General features: G+C 70.9%; 19 protein-coding genes. 10 read left to right on the forward strand and 9 right to left on the reverse strand.

Translation table 11 applies throughout. The features are described 5' to 3' along the window. Window positions 1-112 precede the first annotated feature (112 nt). Window positions 113-1,603 (forward strand): glutamate synthase subunit beta, encoded by a 1,491-nt coding sequence (locus ABZ893_RS27750; RefSeq protein ID WP_361408614.1) that lies wholly within the window; start codon window positions 113-115, stop codon window positions 1,601-1,603. A 90-nt stretch (window positions 1,604-1,693) separates the two neighbouring features. On the opposite strand, the gene ABZ893_RS27755 is transcribed toward ABZ893_RS27750, so the two are convergent. Together ABZ893_RS27755 and ABZ893_RS27760 are read right to left on the reverse strand one after the other, a co-directional pair. After that, on the reverse strand, window positions 1,694-1,966 hold the full coding sequence (locus ABZ893_RS27755; protein ID WP_361408617.1) for a DUF397 domain-containing protein: 273 nt from the start codon (window positions 1,964-1,966) through the stop codon (window positions 1,694-1,696). Then, on the reverse strand, window positions 1,967-2,836 hold the full coding sequence (locus tag ABZ893_RS27760; RefSeq protein WP_361408619.1) for a helix-turn-helix transcriptional regulator: 870 nt from the start codon (window positions 2,834-2,836) through the stop codon (window positions 1,967-1,969). 274 nt (window positions 2,837-3,110) lie between these two features. Here ABZ893_RS27760 and ABZ893_RS27765 point away from each other — a divergent pair, with 274 nt between their 5' ends. After that, window positions 3,111-3,836: an ATP-binding protein gene (locus tag ABZ893_RS27765; RefSeq protein ID WP_361408622.1), complete on the forward strand. Its 726-nt coding sequence runs from the start codon at window positions 3,111-3,113 to the stop codon at window positions 3,834-3,836. Further along, window positions 3,824-4,291: a hypothetical protein gene (locus ABZ893_RS27770; protein WP_361408625.1), complete on the forward strand. Its 468-nt coding sequence runs from the start codon at window positions 3,824-3,826 to the stop codon at window positions 4,289-4,291. The genes ABZ893_RS27765 and ABZ893_RS27770 overlap by 13 nt, the downstream gene beginning before the upstream one ends. 69 nt (window positions 4,292-4,360) lie before the next feature. Here ABZ893_RS27770 and ABZ893_RS27775 read toward each other — a convergent pair whose 3' ends face one another. Beyond that, window positions 4,361-5,047, reverse strand: a complete 687-nt coding sequence (locus ABZ893_RS27775; RefSeq protein WP_361408628.1) for a DUF899 domain-containing protein — start codon at window positions 5,045-5,047, stop codon at window positions 4,361-4,363. A gap of 252 nt (window positions 5,048-5,299) precedes the next feature. Between ABZ893_RS27775 and ABZ893_RS27780 the strand changes: the two genes are divergently transcribed. From ABZ893_RS27780 to ABZ893_RS27795, 4 genes are all read left to right on the forward strand, one after another. After that, complete coding sequence (locus tag ABZ893_RS27780; RefSeq protein WP_361408631.1) at window positions 5,300-6,127, forward strand: serine protease; 828 nt, start codon at window positions 5,300-5,302, stop codon at window positions 6,125-6,127. Between the two features lie 86 nt (window positions 6,128-6,213). Then, window positions 6,214-6,789, forward strand: coding sequence for a 2'-5' RNA ligase family protein (locus ABZ893_RS27785; protein WP_361408634.1), 576 nt, complete (start codon window positions 6,214-6,216; stop codon window positions 6,787-6,789). A gap of 49 nt (window positions 6,790-6,838) precedes the next feature. Continuing rightward, on the forward strand, window positions 6,839-7,282 hold the full coding sequence (locus ABZ893_RS27790; protein WP_361408637.1) for a (2Fe-2S) ferredoxin domain-containing protein: 444 nt from the start codon (window positions 6,839-6,841) through the stop codon (window positions 7,280-7,282). 28 nt (window positions 7,283-7,310) lie between these two features. Then, window positions 7,311-7,823: an RNA-binding S4 domain-containing protein gene (locus ABZ893_RS27795; RefSeq protein WP_361408640.1), complete on the forward strand. Its 513-nt coding sequence runs from the start codon at window positions 7,311-7,313 to the stop codon at window positions 7,821-7,823. A 91-nt stretch (window positions 7,824-7,914) separates the two neighbouring features. Here the strand turns inward: ABZ893_RS27795 and ABZ893_RS27800 are convergent, their stop codons facing one another. Continuing rightward, window positions 7,915-8,361: a DoxX family protein gene (locus ABZ893_RS27800; RefSeq protein ID WP_361408643.1), complete on the reverse strand. Its 447-nt coding sequence runs from the start codon at window positions 8,359-8,361 to the stop codon at window positions 7,915-7,917. 118 nt (window positions 8,362-8,479) lie between these two features. Further along, window positions 8,480-9,169 carry a class I SAM-dependent methyltransferase gene (locus tag ABZ893_RS27805; RefSeq protein ID WP_361408646.1) on the reverse strand — a complete coding sequence of 230 codons (690 nt, stop codon included), beginning with the start codon at window positions 9,167-9,169 and terminating at the stop codon, window positions 8,480-8,482. 172 nt (window positions 9,170-9,341) lie between these two features. On the opposite strand from ABZ893_RS27805, the gene ABZ893_RS27810 reads away from it, so the two are divergent. Beyond that, complete coding sequence (locus ABZ893_RS27810; protein ID WP_361409106.1) at window positions 9,342-9,617, forward strand: DUF6343 family protein; 276 nt, start codon at window positions 9,342-9,344, stop codon at window positions 9,615-9,617. Window positions 9,618-9,623: 6 nt separating this feature from the next. Here the strand turns inward: ABZ893_RS27810 and ABZ893_RS27815 are convergent, their stop codons facing one another. The 4 genes from ABZ893_RS27815 to rpsA all read right to left on the reverse strand — a co-directional run bounded on the left by ABZ893_RS27815 (window position 9,624) and on the right by rpsA (window position 13,439). Continuing rightward, a complete protein-coding gene (locus ABZ893_RS27815) occupies window positions 9,624-9,992 on the reverse strand; it encodes a tetratricopeptide repeat protein (RefSeq protein ID WP_361408649.1) in 369 nt (122 codons plus the stop codon). A 140-nt stretch (window positions 9,993-10,132) separates the two neighbouring features. Beyond that, on the reverse strand, window positions 10,133-10,735 hold the full coding sequence (gene coaE, locus ABZ893_RS27820) for a dephospho-CoA kinase (protein WP_361408652.1): 603 nt from the start codon (window positions 10,733-10,735) through the stop codon (window positions 10,133-10,135). Window positions 10,736-10,797: 62 nt separating this feature from the next. After that, window positions 10,798-11,736 carry a PAC2 family protein gene (locus ABZ893_RS27825; protein WP_361408655.1) on the reverse strand — a complete coding sequence of 313 codons (939 nt, stop codon included), beginning with the start codon at window positions 11,734-11,736 and terminating at the stop codon, window positions 10,798-10,800. A gap of 203 nt (window positions 11,737-11,939) precedes the next feature. After that, the gene (gene rpsA, locus ABZ893_RS27830; protein WP_361408658.1) at window positions 11,940-13,439 is read right to left on the reverse strand and encodes a 30S ribosomal protein S1; all 1,500 of its coding nucleotides are present in this window, start codon (window positions 13,437-13,439) and stop codon (window positions 11,940-11,942) included. A gap of 309 nt (window positions 13,440-13,748) precedes the next feature. Between rpsA and ABZ893_RS27835 the strand changes: the two genes are divergently transcribed. Both ABZ893_RS27835 and ABZ893_RS27840 read left to right on the forward strand, forming a co-directional pair. Then, entirely contained in the window at window positions 13,749-14,606 is an 858-nt protein-coding gene (locus ABZ893_RS27835) for a class I SAM-dependent methyltransferase (RefSeq protein WP_361408661.1), read from the forward strand. A gap of 57 nt (window positions 14,607-14,663) precedes the next feature. Continuing rightward, a partial coding sequence (locus ABZ893_RS27840) for a helicase-related protein (RefSeq protein WP_361408664.1) occupies window positions 14,664-16,411 on the forward strand: 1,748 nt, incomplete at its 3' end.

The following is a 16,411-nucleotide window of genomic DNA, read 5'->3' on the forward strand; positions in this document are numbered from 1 at the left end:
GCCGAAGCACGCCGAAGCACGCCGAAGCCCCCCGCGCCCCTGCGGACCAGGTAATACAGACGTATCGTGGCGAGAAGGGCACCGCACGCGCACGGGGCAGAGGGAGACGGCGATGGCCGACCCCAAGGGCTTTCTCACCCACTCCCGCAGAGAGTGGCCACGCCGCCCTGTCGAGGACCGGGTCCGTGACTGGGACGAGGTGTACGAGCCCGGGGCGCTCCTCCCGATCATCGAGTCACAGGCCGACCGCTGCATGGACTGCGGCGTCCCGTTCTGCCACGAGGCGTGTCCGCTCGGGAATTTGATCCCGGACTGGAACGACCTGGTCTCGCGCAGCGACTGGCGGGCGGCGAGCGACCGGCTGCACGCCACGAACAACTTCCCCGAGTTCACCGGACGCCTCTGCCCTGCGCCGTGCGAGGCGGGCTGCGTCCTGGCGATCAACCAGCCCGCGGTGACCATCAAGAACGTCGAGGTGGCGATCGCCGACCGGGCCTGGCAGGACGGTCTCGCGCCGCCCAAGCCCCCGGACCGGCTGTCCGGCCGCACGATCGCGGTGGTCGGCTCGGGTCCGGCGGGGCTCGCGGCGGCGCAGCAGCTCACGCGCGCCGGGCACACGGTCGCGGTGTTCGAGCGCGACGACCTGCCGGGCGGGCTCATGCGGTACGGCATCCCCAGCTTCAAGATGGAGAAGCACCATCTGGACCGCAGGCTGGCGCAGTTGGAGGCCGAGGGGGTCCGCTTCCGCACCTCGGTGGACGTGGGCCGGGACATGGCCACGGCGGAACTGCGGTCCCGCTACGACGCCGTGATCCTCGCGGTGGGCGCCACCGCCTGGCGTGAACTAAACGTACCCGGGCGGGAGTTGACCGGCATACGGCAGGCGATGGAGTACCTGCCGCTGGCGAACCGGGCCTGCCAGGGCGACCTCGACGTCTCTCCCCTGTCGGCCGCCGGCAAGCACGTCGTGATCGTCGGGGGCGGGGACACCGGCGCCGACTGCCTGGGTACGGCGGTGCGCCAAGGGGCCGCGTCCGTCACGCAGTTGGACATCTACGCGCAGCCGGGCGCCGAGCGCGACGAACTGACGGAGCCCTGGCCGACGTATCCGAAGATCTACCGCTTGACCGCCGCGCACGAAGAGGCAGGAGAGCTGCGGACGGCTCCGGTGGCGCACGCCGATGCGCGGCTGTTCGCGGCGTCCACGCTCCGGTTCACGGGGGACGACGAGGGCCGGGTGAAGGAACTGCATCTCGTGGAGGTCGATGCGGGCCGGCGGCCGAAAGACGGTACGTCCCGGGTGCTGCCGGCCGATCTGGTGCTGCTCGCCCTCGGTTTCTCGGGACCCGAGCGGGGCGACGGCAGTCCGGTCGGCGAACTCGGTCTGAAGGTGGACGGGCGTGGCGCTCTGGTGCGGGACGCCCGGTTCGGGACATCGGAGCCGGGTGTGTTCGCGGCCGGTGACGCGGGCCGCGGGCAGTCGCTGATCGTGTGGGCGATCGCCGAGGGCCGGGCCGCGGCCGCCGCGGTGGACCGCTGGCTCACGGGTTCGACACGGCTTCCCGCGCCGATAGGCCCGTACGACCGCCCGATGACGGCCTGACTCAAGTACCTGTCACCCAGCACCTGTCACCCGGTGCCTGTCCCCCCGTACCTGTCCCCCGTAGAAACAGGCCCCCGTGAGGTGAAGGCGTCAGGAGAGGAGGAAGTCCGCCACCCCTGCCTTCGCGCCCTCGATGAAGGCGTTGATCTCGCCCGGGGTGTAGATCAGGGCGGGGCCGTCCGGGTCGGCGGACTGGCGCATCGCGACGCGGCCGTCGGCCAGTTTCATCGCCTCCACGCAGTTGCCTCCGTTCCCGCCGCTCCACGGCTTGTGCCAGCCTTCGGTGCCGAGTTCACGGGCGGGCATCCCGTTGTAGACGGGCTCTCCGTCGACACCTCGTATGCGGGCCTTGATCCGGTCCATTCACAGCTCCTTCCGGAAATCCCGGAGGATGTCCTTAGTGCGGTTCGCGGTCGCGGCATGTGCCGCCATGCGGTCCATGACCTCCAGGTGGGTGGCCACCTCGGGGCGCGCGTCGAGGTAGACCGCACCGGTCAGGTACTCGCTGTAGACCATGTCCGGCAGTTCGGGCATGGCAAATCGGAACAGCACGAAGGGGCCGTACGTGCCGGGGTGCGGACCGGAGGCGAACTCGGCGATCTGCAGCGTCACGTTGGCCAGCTCCGTGGCCTCGAGGAGCCGGTCGACCTGGGCACGCATCACGTCGGGTCCGCCGACGGGACGGCGCAGCGCGGTCTCGTCCATGATCATCCACAGACGCGGGGCGTCCTCGCGGGTGATCAGCTCCTGGCGCCGCATACGGAGTGCGATGTGCCGCTCTATAACGTCGGGGTCCTCGACCAGCGTGCGGCCGACGGCTCCGGAGCGCAGCACTCCGCGCGCGTAGTCCTCGGTCTGCAGCAGACCGGGGACGAAGTGGGGTTCGTACGACCTGATGACGCTCGCGGCGCCCTCCAGGCTCACGTACATCGAGAACCAGCCGGGCAGGATGTCGTGGTAACGCTGCCACCAGCCGGGCTTGTTGGCGTCCTCGGCGAGCGCGACGAACGAGTCGGCCTCCTCCTCGGTGACGCCGTAGGACTTCAGGAGGAGCTGGAGGTACGGGATCTTCAGGCCGACTTCGGCCATCTCCATGCGGCGGACCGTGGCGGGGGCGACGCGCAGGACCTTCGCGGCCTCCTCGCGCTTGAGTCCGGCCCGCTCGCGCAGGTCCTGGAGGCGCCGGCCGAGGACGACCTGGCCAACCGTCGGCGCGGACCGCGGTTCGCTCACGCCCCCTACCTCCCAGTCTTCCCTGTGGTGCTGTGTGTCCTGCGTGCGTGTCCTGCGCGTGTGTCCCGCGTGCGTGTCCGCGGGACACGGGGAGGCCGGGCAGGCCGGACACCCTGTCGCCGCGGGCGGCTCACCCGCGAACTTCGGCAGTTTCGCCTCGGCGGGCGCCTTGTGACACACCGCCGTCAGCAGTGTGCCATGGCCGGGCGCCACAGCACACTGCACTCTGCACTTTTCAGAGTGGCTCTTGCCAAGTGTTCGCGACGGGGCGATAGTGGCAAGCGTGACTCCGTCCGCGCCATTAGGAACAGAAGTCGGCGAAGCAACGCTCGGTAACGACTCCGACGCGCGCTCCGGCGCCGCGTCCGTGCGCCGCAGCAGCTTCGAACTGGCTCCCCACCCGGGTTCTGCCGCCCAGGCCCGGAAGCTCACACGCGCCCACCTTCGCGACTGGGCCGTGTGCGACGACACCTGCGACGCGGCCGCCCTGGTCGTTTCCGAACTGGTCACCAACGCGATCGTCCATACCGCGAGCCGCCGAATAGTGTGCGAGCTCCACGACGGTCACGACCGGGTCCGGATAGCCGTGCGCGACGAGGGCTGGGTCCCCGGCGCGCCGCAGCCCGGCCGCCGAGCCGCCCCGGAGGAGGAGCACGGCCGCGGCCTGATGCTCGTGGCCGCGATGAGCACGGCATGGGGCGCCCAGGAGACCGGCCCCGGCCTCCTCGTCTGGGCCGACCTCGCCCGCGACCTCACCACCGGCGTCGAGAGCGCCGGCTGCCCGGACGCCCAGGGCCGCCCGCTCGGCGCGGTGCCGGGACCGCTCGGCGGCGGCGGAACTCACGCCTTCGGAGCCGACACCGGCTCGGGCAGCTGCCCGAGCACCGGCTTCGACACCCAGCAGTTCGGATCAGAGTTCGACACGGGGTTCGGCACCGGCTTCGGCCCTGCGGGCAGCCCCGGCACGGGTACAGGGGCGGGAGCTGGATGGGTGTGGTGACGACGCGGACCATGGATCTCGACGCGCTGGTCCGGTACTCCCGGCAGCGCCAGAAGACGCTGGCCACGCCGGTGGCCACGCCTCCGGTCAAGCTCGCCGTCCCCGACGGCATGACGGCCCCGCTCGGCTGCGACGCCGTGGCGGTCCCCGAGGCCTGCGGCCGCGCCATGGTCGCGCGACTGCCGCGCATGGGGTGCGTGTACGCGGACGACGACCGCTGGTGGTGGATCGTCCCCTCGGACTCGGACGTGGCCCTGGAGTGGCCCGCCCCCGCCCGCTACACCGTCGGCGCCCTGGTGCCGGACGCCCGACGCACGCCGGGACTCATCCACCGGCCCGACGGCACGGTTCCGTACACCCCGCCGATACCCCTCTACCTGGCGCTCTGCCGGGTCACGGGCACGACGCCCGCGTGGTCCCGCTCGGTGGGCGCAACCGCTCCCGACGCCGCCTGACCTCTGGTCCCGGCGGCGTCGCCACGTCATTTGGTCCCGGCGGCCTCGCCACGTAATTCACCTGCGCCCTCAGTCCACGTACTCGTCGTGATAGCGCACCCGGGCGCTGCCCGCCGGGGCTCCGAGGGCCGCCGCGCGTCCGCGCGGTTCCTCCCACTCCTCCTGCCGGCCGAGCACGGTCAGGTCGAGCAGGCTCGTTGTGGTGCCGATGCCGTCGAGACCCCGGCCCGTCGCGGAGTACGTGTGGTAGACGCGGTCACCGTCGCGCAGGAAGCAGCTGATCCCGGGCTGGTCGTCGCCGGGCCCGGTGTCCGATGCGAAGCCGAAGTCCTGGCTGAAATCGCTCGCACATGAGGAGTACCAGGGCACCGTCCAGCCCATCCGCGCCTTGAACGGCAGGAGCTTGGTGAACGGCGCGCGCGACACTGCGGCGAACTCCGTGCCCCTGGCGCGCAGATGGGCGAGGTGGCCGATCTGGTCGACGAAGGCCGAGCAGTCGGGGCAGCCCGCGTTCTGGTCGGGGCCGAACATGAAGTGGTAGACGATCAGTTGGGGGCGGCCCTCGAAGAGGTCGAGGAGTTCCGTCTTTCCGTCCGGCCCTTCGAAGACGTAGAGCTTCTGGACCTCGACCATGGGCAGTTCGCGGCGGCGGGCGTTGAGCTCGTCGCGGGCGCGGACCGCCGCTTCCTCCCTGGCGAGCAGTTCTTGGCGCGCGCCGAGCCACTCCTCACGCGTGACGATGTTCGGCAGCCCCATGGGTCCTCCTCGGATCGGTCTTCCTCGGTGGGTTGACCGGGGGCCTTCTCGGAACTCATCGCTCGGCGCCGAAAAAACTCCGCAGTTTTTTCTCGGCCCCCTCCGGACTCCCCCTGGACCGCTCCGCGTTCGCTCAGAACGCACTGTTGTCCGCTGACGCCGACACCCCCACAATGCACATGTCAAAACTGGCACTCCGTCGGTTTCAGCAAGCACCCATCGGTCTCAGCAAGCACGGGAGAGGACCCCCACATGAAGAAGCCTCTCGTCGGCGCGGTGTTCGGCCTGCTGCTCGTAGGAGCAACGGCCGCGCCCGCCACGGCAGTCGGTGCCCAGCCGCACATCAAGGCGGTCACCTTCGCCGGCACGGTGGCGCTCAGCAACTGTTCCGGTTCGGTCGTCCGTGTGCCGAACTCCCAGCCCACGGACCCCGCCCTCGTCATGTCCAACGGCCACTGCCTCGAGAGCGGTTTCCCCGGCCCCGGCCAGGTCGTCGTCGACCAGCCGTCGTCCCGCACGTTCAGCCTGCTCAACTCCGCGGGCACCAAGGTCGCCACGCTGCGCGCGAGCAAGATCGCGTACGGCACGATGACCGACACGGACGTCTCGCTGTACCAACTCACCAGCACGTACCAGCAGATAGAGAGCTCGTACGGCATCAAGGCGCTCGAACTGTCGGCCTCGCATCCGAACGCCGGCACGGCCATCAGTGTCGTCTCCGGCTACTGGAAGCGGACCTACAGCTGCAACATCGACGGCTTCGCGTACCGCCTCAAGGAGGGCGACTGGACCTGGAAGGACTCGGTCCGTTACACCTCCGCCTGCAACACGATCGGCGGCACGTCCGGTTCACCGGTGCTCGACGCGGCGTCCGGCAAGGTCGTCGCCGTCAACAACACGGGCAATGAGGACGGCGCCACGTGCACGGTGAACAACCCGTGCGAGGTCGACCCGAACGGCACCGTCACCGTCCGCAAGGGCATCAACTACGCCCAGGAGACGTACGGGATCGTGCCGTGCGTGGGGGCGGGCAGCAAGATCGACCTGAGTGCGGCGGGGTGCCAGTTGCCGAAGCCGTAACGAGGTCTGGGGGGCGGCGCGTCGACGTGTCCGGTGCGCCGCCCCGCTCAGGTCACTTGCGTACCCCCGTGGCAGGATGGCGCACTGTGACCAGCGAGAACGGCTGGCCGGACGTTCCCGGCGACACGGCCCTGAGCATCCGGATCCCCGAGGCCGAGCCCTTTCTACGGGCGTCGGAGCCGGCCCACATCACGGTGCTGTACCCCTTCCTCTCTGCTGCGCGCATCACGCCGGAGGTCGACGCAGAACTGACGGCGCTGTTCGCCGCGCACGACGCCTTCGACGTGGCCTTCACGGAGTTCCGGCGCTGGCCGGGCGTCCTCTACCTTCCGCCCGCAGACGCCGACCCGTTCCGCGCCCTCACCGCGTCGATCCGGGAACGCTGGCCCGAGGCCGTCCCGTACCGGGGGATCTTCGGACCGGAGGGCCTCGATCCACACCTCACTCTGGCCAACGACGAGGGCCCGGAGACGTACGAGGCAGCCTACGACGCACTCGAACGGGAGCTGCGGCCGAGGCTCCCCGTGACGGCGCACATCGGTTCGGTGCTGCTGATCGAGACGGACGGGAAGGGGTGGCGGGACCGGACGGTGTACGAGCTGGGGCGCGCGCCGGGTCAGCCCTTTCGTGCGGATGCGTCGGCCATTCCGACGCGTACATGACCGAGAATCGCCCCTATATCTTTTATCCGCTACCTGCACGAGGAGTCCCGTGCCCGACCGGACAACGCCTTCCGCGCCTCGCTGGACAGCGATCGGCGCCGCCCGCACCCGGCGGCCCTGCACGCTGGTGGTGTGCCGGGGCTGCTGCTGCGGCAACCCGGCGAAGTACCCCGGCTATGACCACGCCTGGCAGTTGGAGCGGTTGCAGGCCGCGGCCGCGTCGTCCGGCGGGCGGCTCGCGGTGCGGGTGACGGACTGCCTGGGCCCGTGCGATCAGGCGAACGTCATGGCGTTGCTGCCGTCGGACAAGGGCCGGCGGCGGGGCGGGCGCGCGATGTGGGTGGGCTGGTCGATGGGCGACGACGCGACCGACGAGATCCTGCGCTGGGCGGAGGCCGGCGGCCCCGGCATCGCCCCGGCCCCGGCCGCCCTTGAGCTCCAGTCCATCGAAACCCCCGGCGAACGAACCCGACGCCGCCGCACCCGCCGCTAAGACGCGGCTCCGGACTAAGGTCGGGTATATGGCTTCGGATAAGGCTTCGGACACTCCTTCGGGCACGGCTTCGGAAACTGCTTCCGGCACGGCTTCGGAAACGGTGGAGGCGGCGCGGGCCGCCGGTCCCGCCGGAGGCGAGAGCGTGCGGATCGACAGCTGGATCTGGTCCGTGCGGCTGGCCAAGACGCGCTCGGCGGGCGCGACGGCGTGCCGGGGCGGTCACGTCAAGGTCAACGGTGTGCGGGTGAAGGCCGCCCACGCCGTGCGCGTCGGCGACGAGGTGCGGGTGCGGCAGGCCGGCGGACATGAGCGCGTCGTGATCGTGAAGCGCCTGATCCGCAAGCGCGTGGGAGCCCCCGTTGCCGTCGAGTGCTACGTGGACAACAGCCCGCCGCCCCCGCCCCGCGAGGCCGTCGCGCCCATCGCCATCCGTGATCGCGGCGCGGGCCGGCCCACGAAGCGGGACCGCAGGGACATGGACCGCCTGCGCGCCGCGTTCGGCACGGACCCGACGGCGAAACCTCCGGAGGAGGACTAGCCGGCGAGGAGGACTAGACGGCGAGGGCTGACCCCGCTGCTCCTACTGGGGTCAGCTCTCCACGCCGCTCAGCCGCACGCCGTACCCGTCATCACGCCCTGCGCGTCACCAGCCTGACCAGCTCCGCGTTCCGGTCGCGCCGCCTCCACGCCAGCACGGCCAGCGGCACGATCAGGACGAGCGGTGTCGCCGCGTTCTGCCCGTCGAAGTACGTCATCTGGACGACGAACGCGCCGACCATCAGGCCGATCAGCGCCACCGGGGCGGTCCCGGACAGCACCGGCACCAACAGGCCGATGGCGCCTGCCAGTTCGAGCGCGCCGATGACGTACATCGCCCCGCTCCCCCAGCCCATCTTGCCGAACGTCTCGACCGCCGACGGGTGCGCGATCAGCTTGGGCAGGGCGCTCGCGACCCCGTAGAACAGGGCGAGCAGCACGGTGAGCGTGCGGAGCGCGATCCGGCCGGCGCGGGCCCGGCCCGCGACCGAGGCACCGGTGGAAGCCGAACCAGAAGCAGAAACGGTGGTCTCGGACACGGGGTGCTCCTCAGTATGAGTGGGTGCCTCCCGGTACCGGCCTGGCCGCTCGGTCCCGTTCGGCTGTCACTGAGATAGACAGCCCCGCCCCGCACAACTCATCGGTCCACAGGCCATCTCACGCCGCGACGGCCCGCACCCACACCTGGTCGTCCGTCAGATACCGGTCGACCTTCAACCCGGCTTCGGCGAGCGCCTCTTCGAACTGCTCCTGGGAGAGTGGTCTGGCCAGAAACGTCTGCGTCCAGGTCGCATCAGGGAACACGCACTCCACGAGGACCGAGTTCACCCCCTCGCCCACAGGCTCGGCGGACACGATCCGTAGCGTGAACCCACTCGGGTCGACCCGCTCGCGCGGCAAATTCGTGTGGTAGTCGTGGGCCTCCCGTTGGATCAACACGTAGCCACCGTCCGCGACATGGCGCCGGCACGTGTCCAGCAGCCCCCGGCGCACTGTCACGTCCCCCGCGTGCACGAGGAACGACGCGAGCAGCACCACATCGAACGTGCCGCCCGCGTCCAGCGACTCGATCGCGGAGCGGATGGTGCGCGCCCCGTGCACCCGCTCCAGCATCTCGGCCGACTCGTCCACGGCCGTGACCGTGAAACCGCGCTCGATGAGCGGATGCGTCATCCGCCCCGCGCCACACCCCAGCTCCAGCACGCTCGCGCCCGCGGGCACCGCCGCCGCGATGATGTCCGGCTCGTCCCCCACCGGCAGCCGCGCCCAGAACTCCACCGCGCAGCCGTCCGGCGTGATGGCGCCGGGTCCCGTCCCTCCGTACCCCTCACGCATCTCAAGGCTCATGCCCCTTGAACGAGCAAGCCCCCGGCGGCCGTTCCCGCTCACTCCAGCGAGAACCAGCCATGACACCAATCATGCCCATGCCACACACGACCGCGTCGATCCCGCCGGCACCCGACACCTCCGCCCGCGAAGAGGCACCCTGGAAGTGGTGCCCCTTTCACGGGCGGAGGTGGTGACAGTGGCTACGCGTACCGGCAGTGAACCGATGACCGCGCGCAGTGCCCTGCGTGCCCGCATGTGGTTCACCATCTGGGGTATTGCCTGGGCGATCTTCGGGACCGTGGCGTTCATCCTCATGGACCGGCCGTGGTGGGCGTTCGCCTGCGGAGTGCTGTGGGTGGTCGCGACCGTGGACCTCTTCGTCATCACCCGCCACATCCGCCAGGGCCCGCACTATCAGCCGGGCCGCGACGTGCCGCCGTACAACCCGCCGGAGGGCCGGCGGTAGCGGCCGCTACGGTGCGTCGCCGAAGCCCGCCGCCGCGACGTACTCGGGCTGCGGATCGAGCGCGGCGGCGAGCCGGAAGTGGCGCCTGGCCAGCTCGGGCCGCGCGGCCCTCTGGTAGGTGCGGGCCAGCGCGAAGTGCGCGAACGCGTTGTCCGGCTCGCGCTCCAGGACGATGGTGAACTCCAGCTCGGCCGCGCGCAGTTGGGCTGCGGCGAAGAAGGCGCGGGCGCGCAGGAGGCGGGCCGCCGTGTTCTCGGGATGGGCCGCGATGACCGTGTCGAGCAGTTTCACCGCGCCTCGCGGGTCGCGCGCGGCGAGCAGGTGCTCGGCAGCACGGAAGTCGATGACGTGCGTCTCCGGATCGGAGTTGGGCACAGCGGTCTCCCTCCTACGGTGTCCACGTCAACGGCGTGGACCGTCAACCCTATTCCTCCCCCGCCAGGCCCCCTCGTACGTGCATCCGCCGCGATCCCGTGCATATCCGCAGGTCACCGCCGGTGCGCGCCCACACCCTCCTACGCCTGTGCCGCCCGCCTCGCCAGCTCCGCCCAGACGGTGTCGACCCGGCGGTGCAGCTCGTCGAGCGGTACGTCGTTGTCGATCACGATGTCGGCGATCTCCAGGCGCTTCTCGCGGGTGGCCTGGGCGGCCATGCGGGCGCGCGCGTCCTCCTCGCGCATCCCGCGCAGCCGCACGAGGCGGTCGAGCTGGGTCTCGGGGCTCGCGTCGACGACGACCACGAGGTCGTACAACGGCGCCAGGGCGTTCTCGGCGAGCAGCGGCACGTCGTGCACGACGACGGACTCGTGCGTGGCGGCGGCTTCGAGCTCGGCGGAGCGTGCCCCGACCAGCGGGTGCACGATCGAGTTGAGTACGGCGAGCCGGTCGGCGTCGGCGAACACGATCGCCCCGAGCGCGGGCCGGTCGAGGGAGCCGTCGGGGGCGAGCACGCCGGGCCCGAACGCCTCGACGACCGCCGCGAGCCCGGGCGTTCCGGGCTCGACGACCTCCCGCGCGATCCGGTCCGCGTCGATCAGTACGGCCCCGTGCTCCACGAACAGCCGGGACACCTCGCTCTTGCCGGCGCCGATTCCGCCGGTCAGGCCCACCTTCAACATGCGGGCAGCTTAGGCGAGGGCCCGGCGCGTGACGACAGGGGCCGAGGCCCCTGACCGGTCCCTTACGCGTCGCCCTCGCGCTCCGCCAGGAACTTCTCGAATTCGAGGCCGATCTCGTCGGCGGACGGTATGTCGGCGGGCTCGGCCAGCATGTTGCCCCGGCTGTCGGCGCCGGCGGCGGCGTCGTACTGGTGCTCAAGGCCCTGGACGAGCGACACCAGCTCCTCGTCGCCCTCCTGGACCTGCCGGTCGATCTCGGTCTGCGTCCGGTACGCCTCCGTCCGCAGACCGTGCGCCACCGAGGGCAGCACGAGACCGGTCGCCGCCGTGATGGCTTCGAGGACGGTCAGCGCGGCATCGGGGTACGGCGAGCGGGCGATGTAGTGCGGAACGTGGGCGGCGACGCCGAGGACGTCGTGCCCGGCCTCCGCGAGCCGGTACTCGATCAGCGACTCGGCGCTGCCCGGAACCTGCGCCTCCTCGAAGGGGCTGCGGTGTCCGGGGACGAGCTCGGACCGGTTGCCGTGCGGGGTGAGTCCGACGGGACGGGTGTGCGGGACGCCCATGGGGATGCCGTGGAAGTTGACGGCGAGGCGCACCCCGAGCCGTTCCACGATCTGCTGGACGGCGGCCGAGAACCGCTCCCACTCGACGTCCGGCTCAGGGCCGGAGAGCAGCAGGAAGGGCGCGCCGGTGGCGTCCTGCACGTACCGCACCTCGAGGGCGGGCACCTCGTAGTCGGTCCAGACGTCTCGCCGGAAGGTGAGCAGCGGCCGGCGGGCCCGGTAGTCGACGAGCCGGTCGTGGTCGAAGCGCGCGACGACCTGGTGGGGCTGCGCGTCGAGGATCCGGTCGACGATCTGGTCACCGGTCTCACCCGCGTCGATGTACCCGTCGAAGTGGTAGAGCATCACAAGCCCCGCCGACTCCTGGGCGAGCGCCGCGTCCACCACGGCCAGCCCCTTCGGCTCCCATGCGTACAAACCCTGCGGATCAAGCACTGTGACCGCTCCTCCTCATGTCCGTAAGAGGAACAAGCCCCAGCCGACAGGAAATTCCCAACGCCGCACCAAAAACGCGCCCCTTAAGGGGCGCGGGGAACTGCGCGACAAGCCCCCACCGAACCCGCACCCGAACACAAAGAAAGCGGGCCCGCACCAAAAGGTGCGGGCCCACTTCAACGACTAACTAAACCCCGAAGGGATCAGCTCTGGCCGCCGGCAAGCTTCTCACGCAGCGCGGCAAGCGCCTCGTCCGAAGCGAGAGCGCCGGAGTTGTCGTCCGACTCCGAGGAGTACGAACCGCCACCGGACGCCGCCGGGGCACCGGCGGGCGCGGCCGCACCCTCGGCCTCGGCCTGCGCGTCGGCCTCGCGGGACTTGATGACCTGAGCCTGGTGCTGCTCGAAGCGCTGCTGCGCCTCGGCGTACTGGGTCTCCCAGGCCTCGCGCTGGGTCTCGTAGCCCTCGAGCCAGTCGTTGGTCTCGGGGTCGAAGCCCTCGGGGTAGATGTAGTTGCCCTGGTCGTCGTAGGACGCGGCCATGCCGTACAGGGTCGGGTCGAACTCGACCGTGGCCGGGTCGGCACCGAAGGCCTCGTTGGCCTGCTTCAGCGAGAGGCTGATGCGGCGACGCTCGAGGTCGATGTCGATGACCTTGACGAAGATCTCGTCGTTGACCTGGACGACCTGCTCCGGGATCTCCACGTGGCGCTCGGCCAGCTCGGAGATGTGGACCAGACCCTCGATGCCCTCGTCCACTCGGACGAACGCACCGAACGGAACGAGCTTGGTGACCTTACCCGGGACGACCTGACCGATCTGGTGCGTACGGGCGAACTGCTGCCACGGGTCCTCCTGCGTCGCCTTCAGCGACAGGGAGACACGCTCGCGGTCCATGTCGACGTCGAGGACCTCGACGGTGACTTCCTGGCCGACCTCGACAACCTCGGACGGGTGGTCGATGTGCTTCCAGGACAGCTCGGAGACGTGCACGAGACCGTCGACGCCACCCAGGTCCACGAAGGCACCGAAGTTGACGATCGAGGAAACGACGCCGGAGCGGACCTGACCCTTCTGGAGGGTCGTGAGGAACGTCTGGCGGACCTCGGACTGGGTCTGCTCGAGCCAGGCACGGCGGGACAGGACCACGTTGTTGCGGTTCTTGTCCAGCTCGATGATCTTGGCCTCGAGCTCCTTGCCCACGTAGGGCTGGAGGTCGCGGACACGGCGCATCTCGACGAGGGAGGCCGGCAGGAAGCCACGGAGGCCGATGTCGAGGATGAGACCACCCTTGACGACCTCGATGACGGTACCGGTGACGATGCCGTCCTCTTCCTTGATCTTCTCGATCGTGCCCCAGGCACGCTCGTACTGAGCGCGCTTCTTGGACAGGATCAGACGGCCTTCCTTGTCCTCCTTCTGGAGAACGAGGGCCTCGATCTCATCGCCCACGGCGACGACCTCGTTGGGGTCGACGTCGTGCTTGATGGAGAGCTCACGGCTCGGGATGACGCCTTCGGTCTTGTAACCGATGTCGAGCAGGACCTCGTCCCGGTCGACCTTCACGATGACGCCGTCGACGATGTCGCCGTCGTTGAAGTACTTGATCGTCTCGTCGATCGCGGCGAGGAAGGCTTCCTCGTTACCGATGTCGTTGACCGCTACCTGCGGGGTGGTGGCGGTGGTCTCGGTGCTGCTCGTCATGTGGGTAAGGGCTCCGGCGGACATTGAAGTCGTAGGTACTGCTACGCCGGGAGCCCGTGATCGCACTGCAGAAGGCCGGACAGCTCAGGAAGCGCCACTCCAGAAGGGGGCGCCTCGACAACCGAGGGGACATACATACAGATACGAGCGCAGCCTGCTAGGTCTGAGGAGCGCAGGCTCGCGGCGCAACTTGTAGCATACGGGGGCAGCCGGACAGGGTCAATGCGCGAACGCGCACACCCGGGGCATTCGCCGCATACCCGGCACAAATCCTGTCGCACGAGGCCACGCCGTCCGCGCGTCTCACCCGTGCGATGGGTTGAACCGAAGAGTACGACTAGGGAGCCCATCATCCAAGAGCCCGAACCGCTTGAGCCCGAGGCCACCCGGCGCGAGGCCGGCGTCACGGAGAGTTCCCGCGCCAATCGCGGCTGGTGGGACCGGAACGCGGACGAGTACCAGCTCGAGCACGGCACCTTCCTCGGGGACGACCGCTTCGTGTGGGGGCCCGAGGGTCTCGACGAGGTGGAGGCCGAGCTGCTCGGCCCGCCGGAGGAGCTGAAGGGCAAGGCCGTCCTGGAGATCGGCGCGGGCGCGGCGCAGTGCTCGCGCTGGCTCGCCGCGCAGGGCGCGCACCCCGTCGCCCTCGACCTCTCCCACCGGCAGCTCCAGCACGCCCTGCGCATCGACGGCGGCGCGGTGCCGCTCGTCCAGGCGGACGCGGGCGCGTTGCCGTTCGCGGACGGTTCCTTCGACCTGGCCTGCTCGGCGTACGGGGCGCTGCCCTTCGTCGCCGATCCCGTGCTCGTACTCAAGGATGTGCACCGGGTGCTGCGGCCCGGGGGGCGGTTCGTGTTCTCGGTGACGCATCCGATGCGGTGGGCGTTCCCGGACGAGCCGGGGCCCGAGGGTCTGTCCGTGGCGGCGTCCTACTTCGACCGCACTCCTTATGTGGAGCAGGACGACGACGGGCACGCCGTATATGTGGAGCACCACCGGACGATCGGTGACCGGGTGCGGGATGTCGTGGCGGGCGGTTTCCGTCTGGTGGACCTCGTGGAGCCGGAGTGGCCCGCGTGGAACACGCAGGAGTGGGGCGGCTGGTCGCCGCTGCGCGGGAACCTGATCCCGGGGACGGCGATCTTCGTCTGCGAGAAGGCTCAGTAAGTGGTCAGCAAGTAAGGGAGTATCCCCGGCCCTCGTGTGGCGGGGGAGACTGGGCGGGTGATCCGTTACGACGCTCTGGACCTGCCCGTACGCAGTGCGCTGCCCGGTCTGCGGGATGCCCTCGACGGGCCCGCGGGGCCGGGCGGTGCTGTTCTCGTGGCGCCGCCGGGCACCGGTAAGACGACGTTGGTGCCGCTGGTGCTCGCCGGGCTCGTCGGGGACGGGCCCGCGCGGCGTGTCGTCGTCGCCGAGCCGCGGCGGATCGCTGCGCGGGCGGCGGCGCGGCGGATGGCGTGGCTGCTCGGTGAGAAGGCCGGGGAGAGCGTCGGTTACACGGTGCGCGGCGAGCGCGTGATGGGCCGCCACGCGCGCGTGGAGGTCGTCACGACGGGTGTGCTCCTCCAGCGGCTCCAGCGTGACCAGGAGCTGGCGGGCGTGGACGTCGTGATGCTCGACGAGGTCCACGAGCGGCATCTGGACGCGGACACGGTGGCGGCGTTCCTGTGCGACGTACGGGATGCGCTGCGGCCCGAGCTGCGGCTCGTGGCGGCTTCGGCGACTACGGACGCGCAGGGGTGGGCGCGGCTGCTGGGCGGGGTGCCTGTGGTCGAGGCCGAGGGGGTCTCGTATCCGGTGGAGACGGTGTGGGCTCCGCCCGCGCGGCCGGTGCGGCCGCCGCACGGGATGCGGGTGGATCCGGCGCTGCTCACGCATGTCGCGTCGATGGTGCGGCGAGCGCTCGCGGAGCGGGACGGGGATGTGCTGTGTTTCCTGCCGGGCGTCGGCGAGATCGCGCGGGTGGCCGGGCAGCTTGGTGGCCTGGGGGGCGTCGACGTACTCCAGGTGCACGGGCGGGCGCCGGCCGCCGTACAGGACGCGGTGCTTTCGGCGGGTGAGCGGCGGCGGGTCGTGCTCGCGACGTCGGTGGCGGAGTCGTCGCTGACGGTTCCTGGGGTGCGGGTCGTGGTCGACTCCGGGCTCGCGCGGGAGCCACGCGTGGACCATGCGCGGGGGCTGAGCGCCCTGACGACGGTGCGGGCCTCGCAGGCGGCGGGGCGGCAGCGCGCGGGCCGCGCCGGGCGTGAGGCGCCCGGGGTGGTGTACCGGTGCTGGACGGAGGCGGAGGACGTACGTCTGCCGCGGTTCCCGGCGCCGGAGATCAAGGTGGCCGACCTGACGGCGTTCGCTTTGCAGGCCGCGTGCTGGGGCGACCCGGGCGCGGGCGGGCTCGCGCTTCTGGACGCTCCGCCGGAGGGAGCGATGGCGGCGGCCAGGTCCGTCCTTACGGCGATCGGTGCGGTCGAGCCGGACTCGGGCCGGGCCACGGAACGCGGCGCCCGCCTGGCCCGTCTCGGCCTGCACCCGCGCCTCGCCCGCGCACTCCTGGACGCGACCCCGCTGGTCGGCACGCGCCGGGCTGCCGAGGTGGTCGCCCTCCTGAGCGAGGAACCGCCGCGCGAGTACGGGGATGATCTGGCCGCCGCGTGGCGCACGGCGCGCCGGGGCGGCGATGCGTACGCCGCCCGCTGGAAGACGGAGGTACGGCGGCTGTCGGGGGCGGTCGGGTCGGGTGGGTCGGGTGGGTCGGGCGGTGCCGGTGAGGGCGGGGCGGGGGTGGCCGGAGCGTCGGCCTCCGGCGAGCTGGCCGCCGGGGAGCGCGCCGCTGAGGCATCGGCCTCCGGGAAGCCGGCCTTCGGTGAGGCGGCCCCCACGAAGCAGGCCTCCGGGGAGCCGGGCCTTGAGGAGCGGGCCTCCGGGAAGCCGAGTCTCAGGGAGCCGGGCCTCAGGGAGCCGGGCCTCAGGGA

It is taken from the genome of Streptomyces sp. NPDC046821 (assembly GCF_040645335.1).
Lineage (GTDB): Bacteria > Actinomycetota > Actinomycetes > Streptomycetales > Streptomycetaceae > Streptomyces.